At 70.1% G+C, this 17,700-nt stretch carries 14 protein-coding genes; 7 read left to right on the forward strand and 7 right to left on the reverse strand.

Annotation, left to right across the window (positions count from 1 at the left end):
- Nucleotides 1-13: 13 nt before the first annotated feature.
- Complete coding sequence (locus EII34_RS09110; protein ID WP_124844846.1) at nt 14-769, reverse strand: SDR family oxidoreductase; 756 nt, start codon at nt 767-769, stop codon at nt 14-16.
- The gene (locus EII34_RS09115; RefSeq protein ID WP_124844847.1) at nt 769-1,698 is read right to left on the reverse strand and encodes a dihydrodipicolinate synthase family protein; all 930 of its coding nucleotides are present in this window, start codon (nt 1,696-1,698) and stop codon (nt 769-771) included. Before EII34_RS09115 ends, EII34_RS09110 begins: the two co-directional genes overlap by 1 nt.
- Nucleotides 1,699-1,828: 130 nt before the next feature.
- On the opposite strand from EII34_RS09115, the gene EII34_RS09120 reads away from it, so the two are divergent.
- Nucleotides 1,829-2,995: a mandelate racemase/muconate lactonizing enzyme family protein gene (locus EII34_RS09120; RefSeq protein ID WP_185711264.1), complete on the forward strand. Its 1,167-nt coding sequence runs from the start codon at nt 1,829-1,831 to the stop codon at nt 2,993-2,995.
- Between the two features lies 1 nt (nt 2,996).
- A complete protein-coding gene (locus tag EII34_RS09125; RefSeq protein ID WP_124844849.1) occupies nt 2,997-3,869 on the forward strand; it encodes an SMP-30/gluconolactonase/LRE family protein in 873 nt (290 codons plus the stop codon).
- Nucleotides 3,870-3,882: 13 nt separating this feature from the next.
- Here the strand turns inward: EII34_RS09125 and EII34_RS09130 are convergent, their stop codons facing one another.
- Nucleotides 3,883-7,707: a golvesin C-terminal-like domain-containing protein gene (locus tag EII34_RS09130; protein WP_124844850.1), complete on the reverse strand. Its 3,825-nt coding sequence runs from the start codon at nt 7,705-7,707 to the stop codon at nt 3,883-3,885.
- 126 nt (nt 7,708-7,833) lie between these two features.
- Between EII34_RS09130 and EII34_RS09135 the strand changes: the two genes are divergently transcribed.
- On the forward strand, nt 7,834-8,709 hold the full coding sequence (locus EII34_RS09135; RefSeq protein ID WP_124844851.1) for a sugar kinase: 876 nt from the start codon (nt 7,834-7,836) through the stop codon (nt 8,707-8,709).
- Complete coding sequence (locus EII34_RS09140) at nt 8,699-9,328, forward strand: bifunctional 4-hydroxy-2-oxoglutarate aldolase/2-dehydro-3-deoxy-phosphogluconate aldolase (RefSeq protein WP_221620256.1); 630 nt, start codon at nt 8,699-8,701, stop codon at nt 9,326-9,328. The genes EII34_RS09135 and EII34_RS09140 overlap by 11 nt, the downstream gene beginning before the upstream one ends.
- 4 nt (nt 9,329-9,332) lie before the next feature.
- On the opposite strand, the gene EII34_RS09145 is transcribed toward EII34_RS09140, so the two are convergent.
- Genes EII34_RS09145 through tdh form a run of 4 tightly spaced genes read right to left on the reverse strand, consistent with a single transcriptional unit; the run spans nt 9,333 to nt 13,167 of the window.
- Nucleotides 9,333-10,052, reverse strand: a complete 720-nt coding sequence (locus tag EII34_RS09145) for a hypothetical protein (RefSeq protein ID WP_124844852.1) — start codon at nt 10,050-10,052, stop codon at nt 9,333-9,335.
- Entirely contained in the window at nt 10,045-10,902 is an 858-nt protein-coding gene (locus EII34_RS09150; RefSeq protein WP_124844853.1) for a HipA domain-containing protein, read from the reverse strand. Before EII34_RS09150 ends, EII34_RS09145 begins: the two co-directional genes overlap by 8 nt.
- Before the next feature lie 49 nt (nt 10,903-10,951).
- Entirely contained in the window at nt 10,952-12,139 is a 1,188-nt protein-coding gene (locus EII34_RS09155; RefSeq protein WP_260425110.1) for a glycine C-acetyltransferase, read from the reverse strand.
- Complete coding sequence (tdh, locus tag EII34_RS09160; RefSeq protein ID WP_124844854.1) at nt 12,136-13,167, reverse strand: L-threonine 3-dehydrogenase; 1,032 nt, start codon at nt 13,165-13,167, stop codon at nt 12,136-12,138. The genes EII34_RS09155 and tdh overlap by 4 nt, the downstream gene beginning before the upstream one ends.
- 187 nt (nt 13,168-13,354) lie before the next feature.
- Here tdh and EII34_RS09165 point away from each other — a divergent pair, with 187 nt between their 5' ends.
- From EII34_RS09165 to EII34_RS09175, 3 genes are all read left to right on the forward strand, one after another.
- Nucleotides 13,355-14,326: a sugar-binding transcriptional regulator gene (locus EII34_RS09165; protein WP_124844855.1), complete on the forward strand. Its 972-nt coding sequence runs from the start codon at nt 13,355-13,357 to the stop codon at nt 14,324-14,326.
- A gap of 47 nt (nt 14,327-14,373) precedes the next feature.
- Nucleotides 14,374-15,291 (forward strand): enoyl-CoA hydratase/isomerase family protein, encoded by a 918-nt coding sequence (locus EII34_RS09170; RefSeq protein WP_124844856.1) that lies wholly within the window; start codon nt 14,374-14,376, stop codon nt 15,289-15,291.
- A 236-nt stretch (nt 15,292-15,527) separates the two neighbouring features.
- Nucleotides 15,528-17,636: a prolyl oligopeptidase family serine peptidase gene (locus EII34_RS09175; RefSeq protein WP_124844857.1), complete on the forward strand. Its 2,109-nt coding sequence runs from the start codon at nt 15,528-15,530 to the stop codon at nt 17,634-17,636.
- Nucleotides 17,637-17,700: the final 64 nt, after the last annotated feature.

Raw genomic sequence — 17,700 nt, forward strand, 5'->3', positions numbered from 1 at the left:
CGCGACCGTGTGCTCAGTCTGCCTGATCTGACCTCCCGAGGGACATCCCGGACGCCCCGGCCTGCCAGGCGCGGTACATCGACTCCCGGGCGAAGGCCACCGGGGAGGTGGCGCTCAGCCCCGCGTCGACGGGGATCACGGCCCCCGTCACCCCGGACGAGGCGGGCGAGGCCAGGAAGGCGACGACCTCGGCCACCTCCCGTGTCGTCACGACCCGCCCCATGGGATACCCCGCCGTCAGCGGCGACGCCGAGCGGTCGTCGATCAGTCCCGGTGCCACGACGTTGAGCCTGATCCCCCGGGGCGCGTACTCCACCGCCGCCTGTCTGAGCAGCGCGTTGACCGCCCCCTTGGCGGCGGCGTAGGCCGCGTTGCCCGGGTGGGCCAGGGAGGCGTTGACGGAGCTGATCGCGACCACCGAGCTCCCCGACCCCATCACCGCGACGAGCCGTCGCAGGGTGTGGGCGGTGGCGTCCAGGGTGCCGCCCATGACCTGCTCCCAGGTCTCCTGCGTGGTCTCGTCCAGCCGCCCGCCACGCTGCACGGCCAGCCCCAGCACCGCGGCGTCCACCCCGCCCAGGGCGGCCACGGCCTCGTCGACGGCCCGTCCGGCGGTCACGGCGTCACGCAGGTCGGCCACGACGGCCCGCTCGACCTGCCCCTGCCCGGGGTGCAGGTCGATGCCCGCGACCCGCGCGCCCCGCGCGACGAGCAGCGCCGTGACGGCCTGACCGACGGCGGAGGCCGCCCCCGCCAGGACCACCCGCATCAGGTGGCCCCCGCCCCGACCGGCAGCCCCCGCAGCTCCAGCGCCGTGAGGACCTGATGGAGCAGCTCCCGCATCCTGGACGTGGCCCTCCTGGCCGGGGCCCGCACCGTCGCATCGGCGATGATGCCGCGGTGGACGAGCACCTCCTTGTGGACCGCCCAGGCGTATCCCGGCTGGAGCCCCCACACGATGAGCGGCAGCACCCGCTCGAACCCGCGTCTGGCCGCCGTGGTCTCGCCTGCGCGGTGGGCCTGCACGATGGGCACCAGGAGGTCGGTCAGTTCGCAGCCGGGCATGGTGGCCACCGCCCCGCAGTCCAGCTCGTCGATGAGGAACTGCGCGTTCAACCCGCCGAGCAGCCGCATCCGGGTGCCCGCCAGCGCACCGGTGAGCTCACACATCTTCGGCACCGTGGGGGGTGCCTCCACCTTCACCGAGGTCACCCCGGGCAGTGCTGCCAGCTCCGCGATGAGCTGGGGGGTCATGGTCACCCCGCTGGCGCCGGGAGCGTCCTGGACCATCACCTCCACCCCGAGACCGACGGCGTGTGTCCCCAGCGCCCCGAAGAACTCGACGAGCTGGCCCGGAGCCGGTTTGACCAGGAAGGGTGGCAGGACCATCATCACCCGCGCCCCCAGCTCCGCGTACCGGGTGAGCTGGACCCGGGCCGGGGCCAGACCGGTGGCGCTGATCCCGGCGACCACCGGGAGCGGGGCGACATCGACGACGTCCTGCAGGATCGCGATCCGCTCCTCGTCGGTGAGCACGAAGGTCTCGCTCGCCATGCCGAACACGGCGAGACCGGAGGCCCCGGCGGCCACCTCGAACTCGACCAGGCGTCGCAGCGACGCCCGGTCCAGGTCCCCTCCCGTGGAGAACGGCGTGGCCAGCACCGGGACCACACCGTCAAGCCCAGCTGATTCCATCATCACCAACTCCAACACCCTGATTGCTTCATCTGCAAAGTAGGAGTCAAACCTATATAGTGAATATACACCAGTCCGGGAGAGGGCTGGCAACCCGACTGCAGGAGCGATGAGGCACCATGGCGGCACCGACATGAGCAGGATCCACAGCGTCGAGGCATTCCCGCTCCGCCTCCCGGCGAGGACCTCGACCCCACCCGGACGCTACGTCCCGGCCCCCGACGCCCGGAGCATCCACCCCACCCGCGACGAGCTGGTCCTGGTCCGCATCGCGGCCGACGACCACGTCGGCTGGGGTGAGGCCCTGAGCCCGGTCGCCCCCGAGGCCGTCGCCACCATCGTGACGACCACGCTCGCACCGATCCTCATCGGGGCCGAGCTCGACGCCCCCCGCCCGTTGACCCTCCGGCTGCAGGAGGCGATGCGGGAACGTGGCCACCTCGAGGGACACCACGCGGACGCCGTCGCCGCGGTCGACATGGCGCTGTGGGATCTCGCAGGACGCCTGGCCGGGCTCCCGGTCGCCACCCTGCTCGGCGGCGCCGGACGGCGCGAGGTCCCGCTCTACCTGACCAGCATCACCGGGATCGACGACGACACCCGCGCCGCCTGCGCACAGCAGGCCTGCTCATCCGGGTTCCACCGGATGAAGCTGCACCTGACCTCCACCGACCCACGATCGGTGCTGCGCAGCGTGGCCGCCGTGCTCGACGCCGTCTCGACCGTGGCCCGGCACGACGCCTCGCCCCTGGTCGCCGTCGACACCCACTGGGTGCACGACATCTGTGCCGCGCGCCTGCTCGCCGACGCCCTCGCCGACCAGGGGGTGTGGTTCCTGGAGGCCCCGATCGCCCCGGAGGACCTGCGGGGCCACGCGGAGCTGCAACGAACGAGCCGCATCGGCATCGCGGTCGGTGAGCAGCTCCGCAGCCGGTTCACCTTCGCGCAGTGGGCGGCCCGGCGAGCGATGACCATCGCCCAACCCGACATCTGTCGCACCGGGATCAGCGACGGCTCCACCATCGCCACCCTCACGGCGGCCCATCACATCTGGTTCGCGCCGCACAACTCGATGGCCACCCCGCTGGGTCTCGCGGCGAGCCTCCACGTCGCCGCGACCGCGGAGTCGTTGGCCGCCGTCGAGTTCTCCCCGGCGATCCTCGCCCGGGGCGAACACGTGATGACCGGCCCCGGACCCGCCGTCGACGCCGGTCGGGCGCACCTGCCGAGCGGACCGGGGCTGGGGGTCGAGGTCGACGAGGCCGCGGTCCGTTCCCTCGCCGCGATCTTCCCCGACTGACATGGCCACGCTCCACGCGGACCGGGTACCCGGCAGCCCCAGGCTCCGGCAGGGCGAGTCCCCACGCTTCGACACCCGCACCCAAGAGCTGTACTGGGTGGACGCGGCCACGGGCCGCCTCCTCACCGGACGACTCGGGCCCACCGGCCTGCAGCCGGGGCTCACGGTCGACCTCCCCCGCATCGGGTGTGCCGCAGCGCTGGCCGACCACCGGCTCGGCTGGGTCGTCGCCGGGGCCGACTGCCTGTGGTGGGTCCGCCGCGACGGCTCCACCCGGCTGCTGATCGACGGCATCACCCCTGACCAAACCCGGTTCCTGGCCGACGGCACCGTCGCCGCGGACGGGTCGCTGTGGGTCGGCTCCCAGACCTCACCCCGCCGCCCGGCAGGGGCCCTCCACCGGATCACCCCGCAGCTTCGGGTCGAGACGGTGCTGGAGGGGGTCACCGTCTCCAACGGCATCGCCTTCCACGGCGAGACCATGTACTACGTCGACACCCTGCCGCACCGTCGGCTGGAGCGGTTCCGGGTCCACGGTGGGAGGCTCCACGACCGCACCACCGTCTGCGGGATCACGGACGGCAGCCCGGACGGGATCGCCGTCGACGACGAGGGTGCGGTCTGGGTGGCGGTGTGGGGTGCCGGTCAGGTGCGTCGTCACGACCCCGACGGGCGACTGCTCGACACGGTGCTGGTCCCGGCCCGGCTCCCCTCAGCCGTGGCCCTGTGCGGCCACGAGCTCGTCATCACGACCGCCCGCCACGACTCCGCCGAGGACGACGCGGGCGGGTACCTCCACGCGGTGACGGTGCCCGTCCCCGGGCCGGGAGCGCTGCCCTTCGCCGCCGATCCCCGGGGGCTCACCACCCGGTGAGCCCCGCCTCACCTCAACCCTTGTGGCGGAACCACACCGCATTCGCGCGGTGGTAGCCCTCCTCGCGGCACTCCAACCGCACCCGACCCGTGGTTCCCGCCTCGAACCGGAAGGTGCCGAGCACCACCCAGCTGCTCGGGTTCTCCTGCTGGTTGACGACGAACTCCTGCCTGCCGTCGGCGTGGTCGACGACGTAGACCGCCCGCGTCGCGGTCTCCGGGTTCGACGGGTACCAGATCGCCACCTCGTAGTCCCCCGCGACCTCGAGGTCCGGGGTCCAGATCGCGGCACCACCCGTGCGGTCGATCCGGCCGTAGCGGGTGCGGTCCCCGTCCCAGCCCGGCAGGCCGCTCGGCAGCCAGTAGTAGGCGGGGGTCTCGAGGTAGGCCGGGGCGCTGTCCCGGTTGGTGACGAGGCGGTCGTGGCCCGTCACGAGTCGTCGCGGTGGGACCCTGAGCTGCGCGAACACGTCGGGGGAGTCCGCCGTCGCCCGGGCCCGCATGAGGTAGGTCTTCCCCGGGATGGCGTCCGCGGCGACCTCGATCCTGAGCGGGAGCCGGGTCCAGGCCCCCGGGGCCAGGTCGTAGGTGAGGTCCGAGTCGACGACGGACCACCCGAGCGGGATCCACAGTCTCACCTCGGAGGCCTGCTGTCTGGAACTGAGGTTGACGATCCCGACCTCGGCCCCGATGACGGCACCGGGGGTCGTGATCGGTTCGGGTCGCAGCACGAAGGTCTTGACCGGGGCGAGCACCTCGACGGCGACGGGCTCACCCACCACCTCCCCCGTCGAGTGGGTGAGCACGGCCGTCAGCTCCCCCCGGTCCCCGGGGGTCGCGTCCTCGGGAACCGTCACCTCGAACAGGGCCTCGGCCCGTGACCCGGGGGACAGCCCCGGCAGGGCCCGGGTCTCGACGACCTGCCAGCCGTCGGGGGCCCGGACCGTGACCCCCACCTCCTCCGGCACGGTGTGCGAGGCGAGGACCCGCACCTGGAGCCGGGCACGCTCCCCGGCCACCACGTCGTACGGGGCGACGAGATCGACGTGCGCCACGTCGCCCTCGGGGAGTGTCCCGGTCATGACGGGGCTGAGCCGCAGCGTCACCGGGGTCGTCGCACCCCCGTCGGTCTGCACGCGGTAGGTGAAGGGGGCGTCCACGTCGTCGACGGGGACGGTCCACTCGTTGGGGTGGTGGGCCGACTCCAGGGAGACCTCCTCGCCCCCGCTCGAGTGGACCAGCGTCGCCGGGCCGGTGGTGGCGGCCTGCACGAAGGCGTCGTGGCCGGAGCCGTCGGGGCGGGTCAGGAGCATGCCGCGCACCACACCGATCGGGCTCTCGTCGTCGAGGTGGAAGCTCGACGACGAGCGCGTGTCGGGCAACGGCTCCCGGTGCCGCTGCGCCAGCACGTCCGGGACGCCCCGGATGATCACCGACGTGTGGCCGCGTCCGGGGATGGTCATCCGGAAGGTGTCGCGGTGGATCCACACCCGCCCCCTGCGGCCCCTGAGGCCGGGGATGGTGCCGCGGAGCCGTCCGGTCGAGGCGGCCCGGACCTGCTCCCCCAGCCGCACCGTGAAGCGTCGACCCGTGGTGCTCTCGTTGGTGAAGCTGAGGTAGAGGGAGTCGTTGCCGAGTCCGGCGAGCCAGTTGACCTGGGGGTCGTCGACGGTGATGAGGTCCTTCGCCAGGCACGGCCACACCCCGTCCTCGCCGTGGAAGGTGCCGGGTTCGTGGCCGTAGGTGTGGAACTTGAAGAACGCGTAGGTGCTCTCGAAGGCCCCGGGGAAGAAGACCTGACCGTCGGAGCGGACGTGGTGCTCGGTGACGAGGTAGTCGATGGTCATGCCGAGCTGGGCCGGGATGTGGTGGTAGTAGGTGGTGCTCACCCCGAGGTCCATCACGAGCGGGTAGTCGGGTTTCATGTGGCGCACCCGGAACTGCCGGTCGTAGTAGCCCGGGTAGTTGGTGTAGCGGCCCACGACGAGGTTGTGGGCGAAGTCCTGCAGCAGGTCGTCGTGGGTGAGGTGGCCGAGTCGCAGCAGGCTGGCGGACCACGCGGGGATGAGGGAGAACCCGTTGAGGCCGACGTTGTTCTCCGTCCAGGTCTTGTAGGTGGTGAGCTGCTCGAAGGACATGCCGTTGGTGGAGACCAGCCAGGCGGGCACCGTCTCCTGCGGGTGGTCGTGTTCGGGGTGGTCGTGGATGACGGGGGTGGACCAGCGTTCGGTCTGTTCCCGGATCGGTGGCTGGTTCGGCACGGTCACCTCGATGTCGGGGACCGGTCGGGTGTGGATCTGGGTGATGAATCGGCGGGCCTCACGGCGGGCGGCCTTGAGCAGGTTCGGGTCGCCGAGGACCTCGTAGGCGGCCAGCAGCTCCACCCAGGCCTTCGAGAACCAGATCTGGAACTCCTCCTCCGGCAGGTTCGTGGTGTAGGCGACGTCGATGAAGGTCTCCGCGTACCAGGCGGCGACGGCGGCCAGTTCATGCGTGTGGGCGGGGTTGCCGGTCACGGCGGCGGCGTGGAGCAGGGCCCTGATCCGGTACCCGTCCTCCCGTTGTCGGGGTTGCTCACGCAGCTGCTGCACGGCGAGGGTGGCCAGTGCCGGGAACTGGCGTCGCGTCGCGACGTGGAGGGATGCGGGGGAGTTCTGGAAGGCCACGCCACCCATCTGGTTGACCTTGGTCCGGGCCGGGTCCGGGCTCCAGGAGCTGGTGCGACGTGACAGGTGGAACTCGATGGTGGGCAGGGCCCGGTCCCGGTAGAGCTCCTCGGGGGCACCGAGCAGGTAGGCCCCGAGGAGCACGGCGGTGGTGGTGGTCTGGACACGCTGGTCCTGCTCCACGTCGACGAAACCCTTCGCCTTCGGCCACCAGCCGCTCGGGGAGGGGCTGAAGGGGGCGTCGGTGTCGGCGACGTCCCCGGCGCCGGTCAGGACGAGGTCCCAGAGGTTGTGGATCGTCGAGGTCATGGAGGTGTCGTAGATGTTCTCCCGGTAGGCGGTGAAGGAGTACTCGTCGCGCAGGAGTTCCTCGTGGGCCTCGACGATGGTGCCGGGCAGGGCGCAGATCCCGGTGCTGAAGCTGCGTTGCTCGCCGACCGTCATCCGGCTGAGCTCGCCGATCTGCGGGCTGAAGACCGTCGGGCGGATGATGCGTGCGGCACCGCGCAGACTCATGCCGTAGGGCTGCCGGGTCGGCCCGAGTTCGCGTTCGTGGGTGAACTCGATCGAGGATGCGGGGATGAAACCACCGAGTGTGCAGGGCGCGCCGTCGCGGTCCACCTGGATCAGCGTCATCGGGGCGAACAGTTCCTGGGCACTCAGGGCCTGCATGTCCCAGATGTACCGGGCGTGCTGGCGGGCACCGCACAGCACCTCCTGCACCTCGTCCGGGTCCACCTCGGGGAAGGGTTGGTGGGCGACGATGAAGTGGCCGTCGGACGGCGCGGTGAGGGTGTGGGTGACCACGGGGTGGTCGCCTGCGAGTGAGATCCGCACCGTGAGTGCGACCGGGGAGTCGGCTGCGGTGCTCAGCTCGGCCGTGGTGTCGTCGATGCGGGTGAACCCGGGGAGCTGGACCGCGGTGACCTCCATCGTGTCCCAGTAGTCGTCGGGGTTGCCGTCGGCCCCGGCCAGGACGAACCACTGGTCGCCGGGTCCGGTGGCGGAGGAGGAGAGGGTGCGCCACTGGCCGTCGACCAGGACGTCCAGGTCGTGGACGACGGTGTGTCCTCCCGTCCAGGTGGCGGTGTGGAACCTCATGCGGTGTCGTGGGCCGGTGAGGGTTCCGAGTTCGGTGTCGAGGGTGTAGTCGTCGAGAGCATGGTTCGTCATGATCATCTCCATTGTTGACCGAAACTATCTGTATCATAGATGCTCCATCCATTTTGCGCGAGCAGAATCGAGGATACGCATGCAGGACATCAAGCAGCCGGGCTGGGCGCGACGGAGGGCCGACCGATGACGGTGCTGACCGTCGGGGAGGCCATGGGGCTGGTCACCCCGACCACCGCGACCCCGCTCAGCGAGGCGACGCAGTTCCGGTTGGAGACCGCCGGCGCCGAGGCCAACCTCGCGGTCCACCTGGCGCGCAGCGGTCACGCCGTGGCCTGGGCCTCACTGCTGGGCTGCGACCCGGTGGCCGAGCGGATCCTGCGCACCCTGGGCAGCAACGGCGTCGACGTCTCACTGGTCAGGCGCGTGCCCGGAGCCCGCACCGGGATCTTCCTCAAGGATCCGGGGCCCGGACGCACGACGGTCCACTACTACCGCGACGGTTCGGCCGCGAGCGGTATGGATGCCGCCTTCGCCGATGTGCTCCCGCTGCCCCCCGAGACCCTGGTCCACCTCACCGGGATCACTCCGGCCCTGGGACCGTCGTGCCACGCGATGGTCGAGCGGCTCGTGGAGCGGGTGCGCTCGCTGCCCGGTGTGGAGCTGTCCTTCGACGTGAACCATCGGGCCGCGCTGTGGCCCGGGGGCGGGGCCGCCGAGGTGCTGGGGGAGCTGGTCCGGCGGGCGGACGTGGTGTTCGTCGGGCGCGACGAGGCCGCCGCGGTGTGGGGGACGGGATCGGCCGAGACCGTCCGGGAGCGCTTCCCCACCGTGCCTGAGCTCGTCGTCAAGGATGCGGGGGTGGGGGCGACGGCGTTCACCGCCGGGGGATGCTGCGTCGTCCCCGCACCGCCGGTGGAGGTGGTGGACCCCGTCGGGGCGGGCGATGCCTTCGCCGCCGGCTACCTGGCGGCGCGACTGGAGGGGGACGGCGTGACGAAACGGTTGGAACGTGGCCACGCGTTGGCCGCGACCGTGCTGAGGAGGACCGGTGACATCTGATGACCAGGGCACCGCATGGGTGACGGCCCGGTTCGACGCGGAGTTCCGGCCGGTCCCGGCCATGGTGATCCTGCGGGGTCTCGGCCCGGGAAGGAGCCTCGAGCTGGCGGAGGCCGCGTGGGAGGCCGGGATCCGGGCCGTCGAGATCCCGGTGCAGCAGGAACAGGACCTCGACACGCTGCGGGAGGTGGCACGGTGTGCCGGGACGCGCGGGAGATCGGTCGGGGCCGGGACCGTCGTCGACCCCGACCAGGTGGCGGCGGTGCGGGACGCGGGAGCGGCCTACGTCGTGAGTCCGGGCCTCGACCCCGCCCTGGTGGCGACCTGCCTGTCACAGGGTCTGCCACCCCTGCCGGGGGTCGCGACGGGCAGTGAGGTGCAGCGAGCGGTCACGATGGGGTTGACCTGGCTGAAGGTCTTCCCCGCAGCCGTGCTCGGTCCCGGGTGGTTCACCGCGATGCGTGGCCCGTTCCCGCAGGTCAAGTTCGTCGCCACGGGTGGGATCTCCGCGGCAACGGCGCAGGACTTCCTCGACGCGGGGGCCAGCGCGGTGGCCCTCGGGGCGGCCCTGACCGACCCAATCCAGCTAGGCCGTCTGTCCGGGCAACGCTGGTCGTGAACCGTCACATTTCCGACGGTTCACGACCAGTGGACAGCTGCCCTGCCTCAAGTCGACACAGCACAGCCAAGCGAGACGGAGCATCCAGATTCACCTGGTCCACGAACACCTCCACCTCGTTGGTCTCGCGCAGACGGTGCACGGTGTCGACCAGCCAGTCAGGAACCCAGCCGACGGGAGTGCCATCGGTGGTCAGCAGGATCGCTCGCGGATTCACAGGGTTGTCCGGCTCGTCACACAGCTCGAGCTGGTCTCCCACCTTGAGCTCACGAGCCACGGCCTCATTCTGGTGACGAACTCCGGAGATGAAGAACCAGCCCTCGCAGCGGCCGTCGTGCTCCTCGAAGCTGTCCACGACGTGGAAGGTGTCGGTTTCCCGTCCACCTCCAGTACGGGCGAGGATCTCGACAGGCAGGGCATCCTCGGTCAGCCCCAGCCACCCGACGTACTCGCCGTAGTTGACTCGCTTCCGGGACATCACCCGGTTGGCGAAGAACGCTGGCAGCACCTCCGAGACGTAGGGGCGCCCGGTGTCGGGGAACTGGAGCAGGGGATGGAAGCCATCAACGGATCCCACGTCCTCCCGGTAGGCGAAGACGTAGCGGCCGTCGCGGAGGTGCTCGAACTGCCCGACCTCGTGGTATCCACCGTCGACGGGGTTCTTCCAGATGAGTCGGAACTTGACGGCATCCCGGGCCTCCTGCTCAGAAAGCACATCAGCCATCACTGAACGCATCGCTCAACCTCCTCCGGTTCGTCTCGATAATCTTGATCGCCAATCTAGCTCGCTCCTCCGACAAAACCTCTTCGGGCATGCCCCTGGTGGCCACCGCCACATCTCCGGTGTCGAGATCGTGAAGTCGCCCCTCCAAGTACTCGCGAGGTTTTTGGGCGATCAGTCGGAACGCCTCTGCCGCCACCTCCACCGGACGTGCCCGGAAGTACCTGTTCCGTCCTTTACGCACCCACTTCACCAGCTCAGCCTCGTCCTTCAGCAGTCGTGTCACATCCTCCATCCTCACGGCGAAGCCCAGGGCGTTGCCGTGATCGAACGTCGGCGCAAGCCATCTCCTCCCCGAACCATCCTGGATGAGCCCCCAGTTCTCATGGTGTCTGTCACAGGCAGCCACCAAGGCATCCATCATCAAGTACCCGGCGAACAGGTCGAAGGCGCTCCAACACGAGTAGGGCTCTGGTGCTGGGAAGCCCTGGAGTGAACGATGGATGTTCTCCACCGTGTAGAGCTGGTTCCGTGCTTCTGCCTTGTCATACCCTTCCACCCCTTCAGCCAGCAGTTCATTCCCGTGGACGAGCTGCTCCTCGGCGCCGTGGACACGTTTGATCGCGACGCCGCGCCTCCCACCCTCCTTCGCAAGACAGACGCAGGCGGACGGGAGGTCGAGCAGCCGCGCCACCACGTGGACCAGGCACTCAGCCCAGTCCTCCCCGAGCTCACCGCAATCATTCAGCCGCACGTACTTGAACAGCCACCTCGACTCATCAGAGCTGAACCAGAACTTCTTCTTGGAACCCATCTGCTCATCGGTCGAGTCGCCGTGGTTCTCAACATCCACGGGGGTCCAGTCGTACGGCGGATGCCCCTGGCACCTCATCCGCTGGACCTCAGCCGACCTCGTCGCGGGCCTCGATGAAGGCCTGGATGGCCGCATCGAGGTCGTCGCGGGTCAGGGCCGCCGACAGCTGGGTGCGGATGCGGGCCCTGCCCTTGGGCACCACCGGGTAGCTGAAGGCCCGCACGTAGACGCCCCGGGCGAGGATCGCATCGGCCATCCGGGCCGCGCGCGCCGCGTCGCCGATCATCACGGGCACGATGGCGTGATCGGAGACGGGGATCTCGAAGCCCTCCTCCGTCATGCGACGCCGGAAGTACGCGGTGTTGTCGCGCAGCCGCTCCAGGAGGTCCCCGGAGGAGGCGAGCAGGTCCAGCATCGCCAGGGAGGCCCCGACGATCGCGGGGGCCAGGGAGTTGCTGAACAGGTACGGGCGGGAGCGCTGCCGCAGCCACTCGACGACCTTCGTCCGGGCGCAGGTGTAGCCGCCGGAGGCACCACCGAGGGCCTTGCCGAGGGTGCCGGTGAGGATGTCGACGCGGTCCGTGACGCCGAACTGTTCCGGGGTGCCCGCGCCGGTGGGACCGACGAAACCAACGGCGTGGGAGTCGTCGACCATCACCAGCGCGTCGTACTCGTCGGCGAGGGCGCAGATCTCGTCGAGGGGGGCGACGTAGCCGTCCATCGAGAACACCCCGTCGGTGGCGATCACCTTGTGCCGGGCCCCGGAGGCGGCCTCCAGCTGGGTGCGCAGGTCGTCGAGGTCGCGGTTGCGGTAGCGGAACCGGGCGGCCTTGCTGAGCCGCACCCCGTCGATGATGGAGGCGTGGTTGAGCTCGTCGGAGATGATGGCGTCCTGCTCCCCGAACAGGGTCTCGAACAGGCCGCCGTTGGCGTCGAAGCACGACGAGTAGAGGATGGTGTCGAAGTCGTCGGCGATGTCGGGGCGGAGGAAGGCGGTGAGGCGTCGCTCCAGCTCCTGGTGCTGGGTCTGGGTGCCGCAGATGAACCGGACCGAGGCCATGCCGAAACCCCAGCGGTCGAGGGCGGCCTTCGCGGCGTCGATGAGGACGGGGGAGTCCGCCAGGCCGAGGTAGTTGTTGGCGCACAGGTTGATGACCCGGCCCGCCGGGGTCGCGACGTGGGCAGCCTGCGCGGTGGTCAGTGGCTCCTCGTGCTTGTGGAGGCCGTCGGCGCGGAGCTGGTCCAGCTGGGCCGAGATGTCGTCGATGAAGTTCACAGTTCCTCCCAGTTGAGTACGACCTTGCCGGAGCGCCCGTCCCCGGCGACGGCGAAGGCCTCGGCGTGGTCGGTGGGGGCGAAGCGGTGGGTGATGACCCCGGAGATGTCGAGGCCGGAGCGGATGAGGGAGTTCATGGCGTACCAGGTCTCGAAGATCTGGCGGCCGGTGACCCCCTGGATGGTGAGCATGCTGAAGATGATCGTGGAGAAGTCGATGGTGAGGGGATCGGCCGGGGTGCCGAGCAGGGCGATCCGGCCGCCGTGGGTCATGTGGTCGATCATGGACTCCAGGGCGGCCCCGGAGCCGGACATCTCGAGCCCGATGTCGAAGCCCTCCCGCATCTGGAAACGCTCGTAGCTGTCGGCGAGTCTCTCCTTGGTCGGGTTGAGGGTGGAGGTGATGCCGAGGGAGGCCGCCAGTGCCAGACGTTCGTCGCTGAGGTCGGTGATGACGACGTTGCGGGCGCCCTGGAACCTCGCGACCAGTGCGGCCATGATCCCGATGGGTCCGGCCCCGGTGACGAGCACGTCCTCGGCGAGGGCGGGGAACTGGAGGGCGGCATGGACGGCGTTGCCGAAGGGGTCGAAGATCGCGGCGACGTCGGGGTCGAGGTCGTCGGGGTGGACCCAGATGTTGGCGGCGGGCATGGCGAAGTACTCGCAGAAGGCCCCGTCGACGTGGTATCCGATGCCCCGGGTCCGCAGGCACAGGTGGCGTCGCCCGGCCAGGCAGGCTCGGCAGCGGCCGCACACGTAGTGGCCCTCACCGGAGACGAACTGCCCGACCTCCAGGCCGCTCACCTCGGAGCCGAGCTCGACGATGGTGCCCGCGAATTCGTGGCCGAGGATGCGCGGGGTGACGACGGTGTTCGCGGCCCAGCCGTCCCACCGGTCGATGTGGACGTCCGTGCCGCAGATCCCGGTGCGTCTCACCTTGACCAGGACCTCGTTGGGTCCGGGCGCGGGGACGGGGACGTCGATGAGCTCCAGACCCGGGCCGGGCTGCGTCTTCGCCAGTGCCAGCATGGGGACATCGTGGCACAACAGCCCTGTCCACCCACACTCACCCCCGTGATCGACCGGTCACCGCTGCAAACGTGCGGCGCGTTGCTCCTGGAAGCGCTCCCAGGACGAACGCTCCGCGTGTTTGCAGCGCGACCCGGCCCGTGTCCATGACGTATGGTTCTGCCATCCCGACGGCGAAGGAGCCCCCATGGAACGCAACACCGAGCTGTTGCTCCGCGTCGCCCGCATGTACCACGTCCAGTCCGAGACCATGGATGCCATCGCCCACCAGCTCGGGGTGTCCCGCTCAACGGTCTCCCGACTGCTCAAGGACGCCCGCGACCGCGGCCTGATCCGCGTCACCATCGCCGACCCGGAGCGCCCCCTCACCCGCCTGTCCGCCCTGTTCGAACGCAACTTCCGGGTCCAGGCCCACCTGGTCAGCGTGCGCTCCGGCTCCAGCTCCGTGCTGCGCCTCGAGCAGGTCGCCAAGGTGGCCGCCCGCCTCCTCGACGACATCATCACCGACGGCGACACCGTCGGCGTGGCCTGGGGCACCACCACCGCCGCCATCGCCTCCCAGCTGCGACCCCGCGACCTGGCGGGGGTGCGCATCGTCGGCCTCAACGGCGGCGCGAACGACCGCACCACCGGCCTGCCCTACGTCGGCTCGATCCTGCAACGCTTCGCCGCCGCCTACCAGGGCGAGGAACAGCTCCTGGCCCTCCCCGCCTTCTTCGACGACCCCGCCACCCGCGTGGCCATGTGGCGGGAACGCTCCACCCGCCACATGCTGTCCGCGCGAGCCGCGTGCACCGTCGCGGTGTTCGGGATCGGCAGCCTGAAGTCCGAGCTCCAGAGCCACGTCTACGCCGCCAACTACCTCGACGACGACGACCTCGCCGCGCTGGAGGCCGCCCGGGTCGCAGGTGACGTCTGCACCGTCATGGTGCGTGAGGACGGCACCTGGCGTGACATCCCCCTCAACCACCGCGCCTCGGGCATCACCCCCGACGAGCTCCAGCAGCTGCCCCGCCGCATCTGCGTGGCCAGCGGGGCCGCGAAGGCTGCCGCCGTGCTGGGCGCGATGCATGCCGGCGTGGCCACCGACCTCGTCATCGACGAGGAGACGGCCCGTGCCGTGCTCAACCGGCTGCGCCCCGGGCTCGGCAAGGTGTGAGCGAAAACCTCACCCACCCCTTGCCACAAGGCATATGATTGAGTTTCATGACAGATCTCATCGCGACCTCCGTCGTCGACGGTGTGGCCACACTCACACTGAACCGGCCCCGAGCCATCAACGCCTTCAACCTGGAGATGCTGGAGGCCGCCCGGGAGGCACTCGATGCCTGGGCGCGCGACGACGACGTGCGCGAGGTGGTGCTGAGCGGTGCCGGGGAACGTGGCTTTTGCGCCGGCGCCGACGTCCGGGAACTGGCGTCGATGCTCACCGGGAACCAGGCCTGGCTGCACTTCCTGGAGGTCGAGTACCTGCTCGACCTCATCATCGCGCAGTACCCGAAACGCACCACCGTCCACATGACCGGCATCACGATGGGTGGCGGCCTGGGGCTCGCGGTGGGCGCGGATCGTCGCATCGTGGATGCCTCGTCACGGCTGGCGATGCCGGAGACGAAGATCGGTTTCTTCCCTGACGCCGGCGTGATGCGGTGGCTGGCCGCCGCCGGACCGGTGGGCACCCACATGGCGCTCACCTCCGCCGTGATCGGTGGTGGGGACGCCCTGGCGATGGGCCTGGCCGACGAGTCCGGCGACGGCGAGCTGGATGCCCCGTTGAGTCGGGCCGAGTGGATCCGCGACTGCTACGTCGGCGACGACGTGGTGGAGATCGCCCGTCGTCTCGCCGAGCACCCGGACCCCGATGCACAGCAGGCGGCCCGGGACCTTCGGGAACGTTCCCCCTTCGCGGTGCTGGTGTCGATGAAGGCGCTGCAACGTGCCTCGACCCTCGACCACAACGGGGTGCTGCACCAGGACCTGCGGCTGGCGGAGCGGATGCTGCCCGTCGACTTCGTCGAGGGGGTGCGGGCCCTGCTGGTCGACAAGGACAATGCCCCGAGGTGGCGCTGGGCCACGCTGGAGGAGGTGCCGCGCGAGGTCGTCGACGAGGTGTTCGCCTACTGAGGACAGGGGCGTGTTCCCGCCACCCGGCTGTTCGCACCGCGAAGTGGCCGTGGCGGGCCCCGGTGAGGTCTGGGAACCCGTCACGGGAACTCACCCCGACCCCCTCACTCCCGGGCGTCCTCTCGTCTTGTCACGAATCGCCGTCCTGCTTGTGTGGCAGCGTTGACATCCGTCGGTCGCGCAGGCAAATCGGCGGTTCGTGCCTGAGGACGTGTGCTGTGCATAGACTCAGGACCATGAGTGAGCGCAATGTGGCCCTGCCCGCCACCGACGGCAGTACCGACCCCCACCTGTGGTTGGAGGACATCACGGGGGAGGAGGCCTTGGCCTGGGTGCGCAACCGCAACGCCCGGGCGGAGGGGGAGCTGGACACCGACGGTGAGGTCACGGCCCTTGCTGCCGAGCTGAAGCAGATCCTGGACTCCCCGGCGAGCATCCCGCACGTGCGTCGTCGGGGCGATCACCTGTACAACTTCTGGACCGACGCGGAGCACCCGCGTGGGCTGTGGCGTCGCACCACCCCGGAGTCGTTCCGCACCGAGGAGCCGCAGTGGGAGGTCCTCATCGACGTCGACGCCCTCAACGTGGCCGAGGGCGAGGACTGGGTGTGGCACGGGGCCTCGGTGCTGCGTCCCGCCGAGGGGGAGCCGTGGCGGCACGTGATCGTCGACCTGTCGCACGGGGGCAGTGACGCCGACGTCAGCCGCGAGTTCGACCTGGTGGAGAAGCGTTTCGTGTCCCCGGAGGAGGGTGGGTTCCACCGCCCCGAGGCGAAGGGATCCCTCAGCTGGGTGGATCGTGACACGGTGCTGGTGGCCAACGACTTCGGGCCGGGCACGTTGTCGTCGTCGGGCTATCCGTTGCAGGTGCGACGGTGGCGTCGCGGCACCGCGCTCGAGGACGCGGAGCTGGTCTACACCGCCGAACCCTCCGACATGCAGGCCGCGGCCTGGCACGACGACGCGCCGGGGTTCGAGCGTGACTGGGTGTATCGCATCCGCGCCTTCTACGACGACGACCTGCTGCTGCTCGATCCCGACGGCGGCACCACGTTGATCGACGTGCCGGCGGACTGCCAGGCGCATCCGCACCGGGACCTGCTGCTGCTCAGTCCCCGTTCCGAGTTCGAGATCGACGGGGTGCGGCTGCCCGCCGGGTCGTTGGCGGTGGCGCCGTTGGCGTCGTTCCTGCCCGGCTGGGAGGGGGAGGGTCCGCGGGTGCGGGTGCTGTTCACCCCGAACGAGACCACCTCCATCGCCGACTGGTTCCCGACCCGCGACCTCATCGTCGTGGTGGCGCAGGAGGACGTGCGCACCTACCTCACCGTCTTCGTGCCCGACGGGGACGGCTGGCGGGAGCAGCGGATCCACAGGGATCTGCCGGGCACGGTGCAGGCGATCCCCAGCGACTCGGCGATCAACGACGTCGTCCAGGTGGTGGCCAGTGGGTTCCTGCAGCCGCCGACGCTGTACCTGACGGATCTGAGCCCGATGCTGGCGGGTGAGCCGCCGTCGGCGCTGGAGGAGCTGAAGGCGGAGCCGTCGCACTTCGACGCGTCGGGGCTGCGGGTGAGTCAGCACTTCGCGTCGAGTGACGACGGGACCCGGGTGCCGTACTTCCAGATCGGTCCGGAGCAGCCGCGGCCCGCCGAGGAGAGCCCGACGCTGCTGCAGGGCTACGGCGGGTTCGAGATCTCGTTGACCCCGCACTACGGGGCGCTGAGCGGCAAGGCGTGGCTGGAGCGTGGCGGGACGCTGGTGGTGGCGAACATCCGGGGCGGTGGGGAGTACGGCCCGGCCTGGCACCAGGCGGCGTTGAAGCAGCACCGGTACCGGGCCTACCAGGACTTCGCGGCGGTGGCGAGGGATCTGGTGGCGCGTGGGGTGACCACCAGGGAACGGCTGGCCTGTCAGGGCGGGTCGAACGGGGGCCTGCTGACCGGGAACATGCTCACCACCTATCCGGGGCTGTTCGGGGCGGTGGTGATCCAGGTGCCGCTGCTGGACATGCGTCGGTACACGAAGCTGTTGGCCGGTGCCTCGTGGATCGCGGAGTACGGCGATCCGGAGACCAGTGACTGGGACTTCATCCGCACCTTCAGCCCGTACCACCTGCTGGACGAGACGGTGGACTACCCGGCTGTGCTCATCACCACCTCGACGCGCGACGACCGGGTCCACCCGGGGCATGCCCGCAAGATGGCGGCGGCGCTGGAGGGGCTGGGCGCGAACGTGCGCTACTGGGAGAACATCGAGGGCGGCCACGGGGGAGCGGCCGACAACGCGCAGGCAGCGAGGATGAACGCCCTGATCTGGACCTTCCTGGACCACACCATCGGCGGCTGAGACTCTGTCGACAAGTCGTACGTTATGTCATTTCAGGGAGTTTTCGGGCATGTTTGCCCCAAAA

The organism is Arachnia propionica, assembly GCF_003859805.1.
In the GTDB taxonomy this organism is placed as follows: domain Bacteria; phylum Actinomycetota; class Actinomycetes; order Propionibacteriales; family Propionibacteriaceae; genus Arachnia; species Arachnia propionica_C.

Excerpts from the sequence above, each read along its gene's own strand:
- EII34_RS09110 (WP_124844846.1), bottom strand. The coding sequence starts at position 769 with ATGCGGGTGGTCCTGGCGGGGGCGGCCTCCGCCGTCGGTCAGGCCGTC.
- EII34_RS09115 (WP_124844847.1), bottom strand. The coding sequence starts at position 1,698 with ATGATGGAATCAGCTGGGCTTGACGGTGTGGTCCCGGTGCTGGCCACG.
- EII34_RS09120 (WP_185711264.1), top strand. The coding sequence starts at position 1,829 with ATGAGCAGGATCCACAGCGTCGAGGCATTCCCGCTCCGCCTCCCGGCG.
- EII34_RS09125 (WP_124844849.1), top strand. The coding sequence starts at position 2,997 with ATGGCCACGCTCCACGCGGACCGGGTACCCGGCAGCCCCAGGCTCCGG.
- EII34_RS09130 (WP_124844850.1), bottom strand. The coding sequence starts at position 7,707 with ATGACGAACCATGCTCTCGACGACTACACCCTCGACACCGAACTCGGA.
- EII34_RS09135 (WP_124844851.1), top strand. The coding sequence starts at position 7,834 with ATGACGGTGCTGACCGTCGGGGAGGCCATGGGGCTGGTCACCCCGACC.
- EII34_RS09145 (WP_124844852.1), bottom strand. The coding sequence starts at position 10,052 with ATGGCTGATGTGCTTTCTGAGCAGGAGGCCCGGGATGCCGTCAAGTTC.
- tdh (WP_124844854.1), bottom strand. The coding sequence starts at position 13,167 with ATGCTGGCACTGGCGAAGACGCAGCCCGGCCCGGGTCTGGAGCTCATC.
- EII34_RS09165 (WP_124844855.1), top strand. The coding sequence starts at position 13,355 with ATGGAACGCAACACCGAGCTGTTGCTCCGCGTCGCCCGCATGTACCAC.
- EII34_RS09170 (WP_124844856.1), top strand. The coding sequence starts at position 14,374 with ATGACAGATCTCATCGCGACCTCCGTCGTCGACGGTGTGGCCACACTC.
- EII34_RS09175 (WP_124844857.1), top strand. The coding sequence starts at position 15,528 with ATGAGTGAGCGCAATGTGGCCCTGCCCGCCACCGACGGCAGTACCGAC.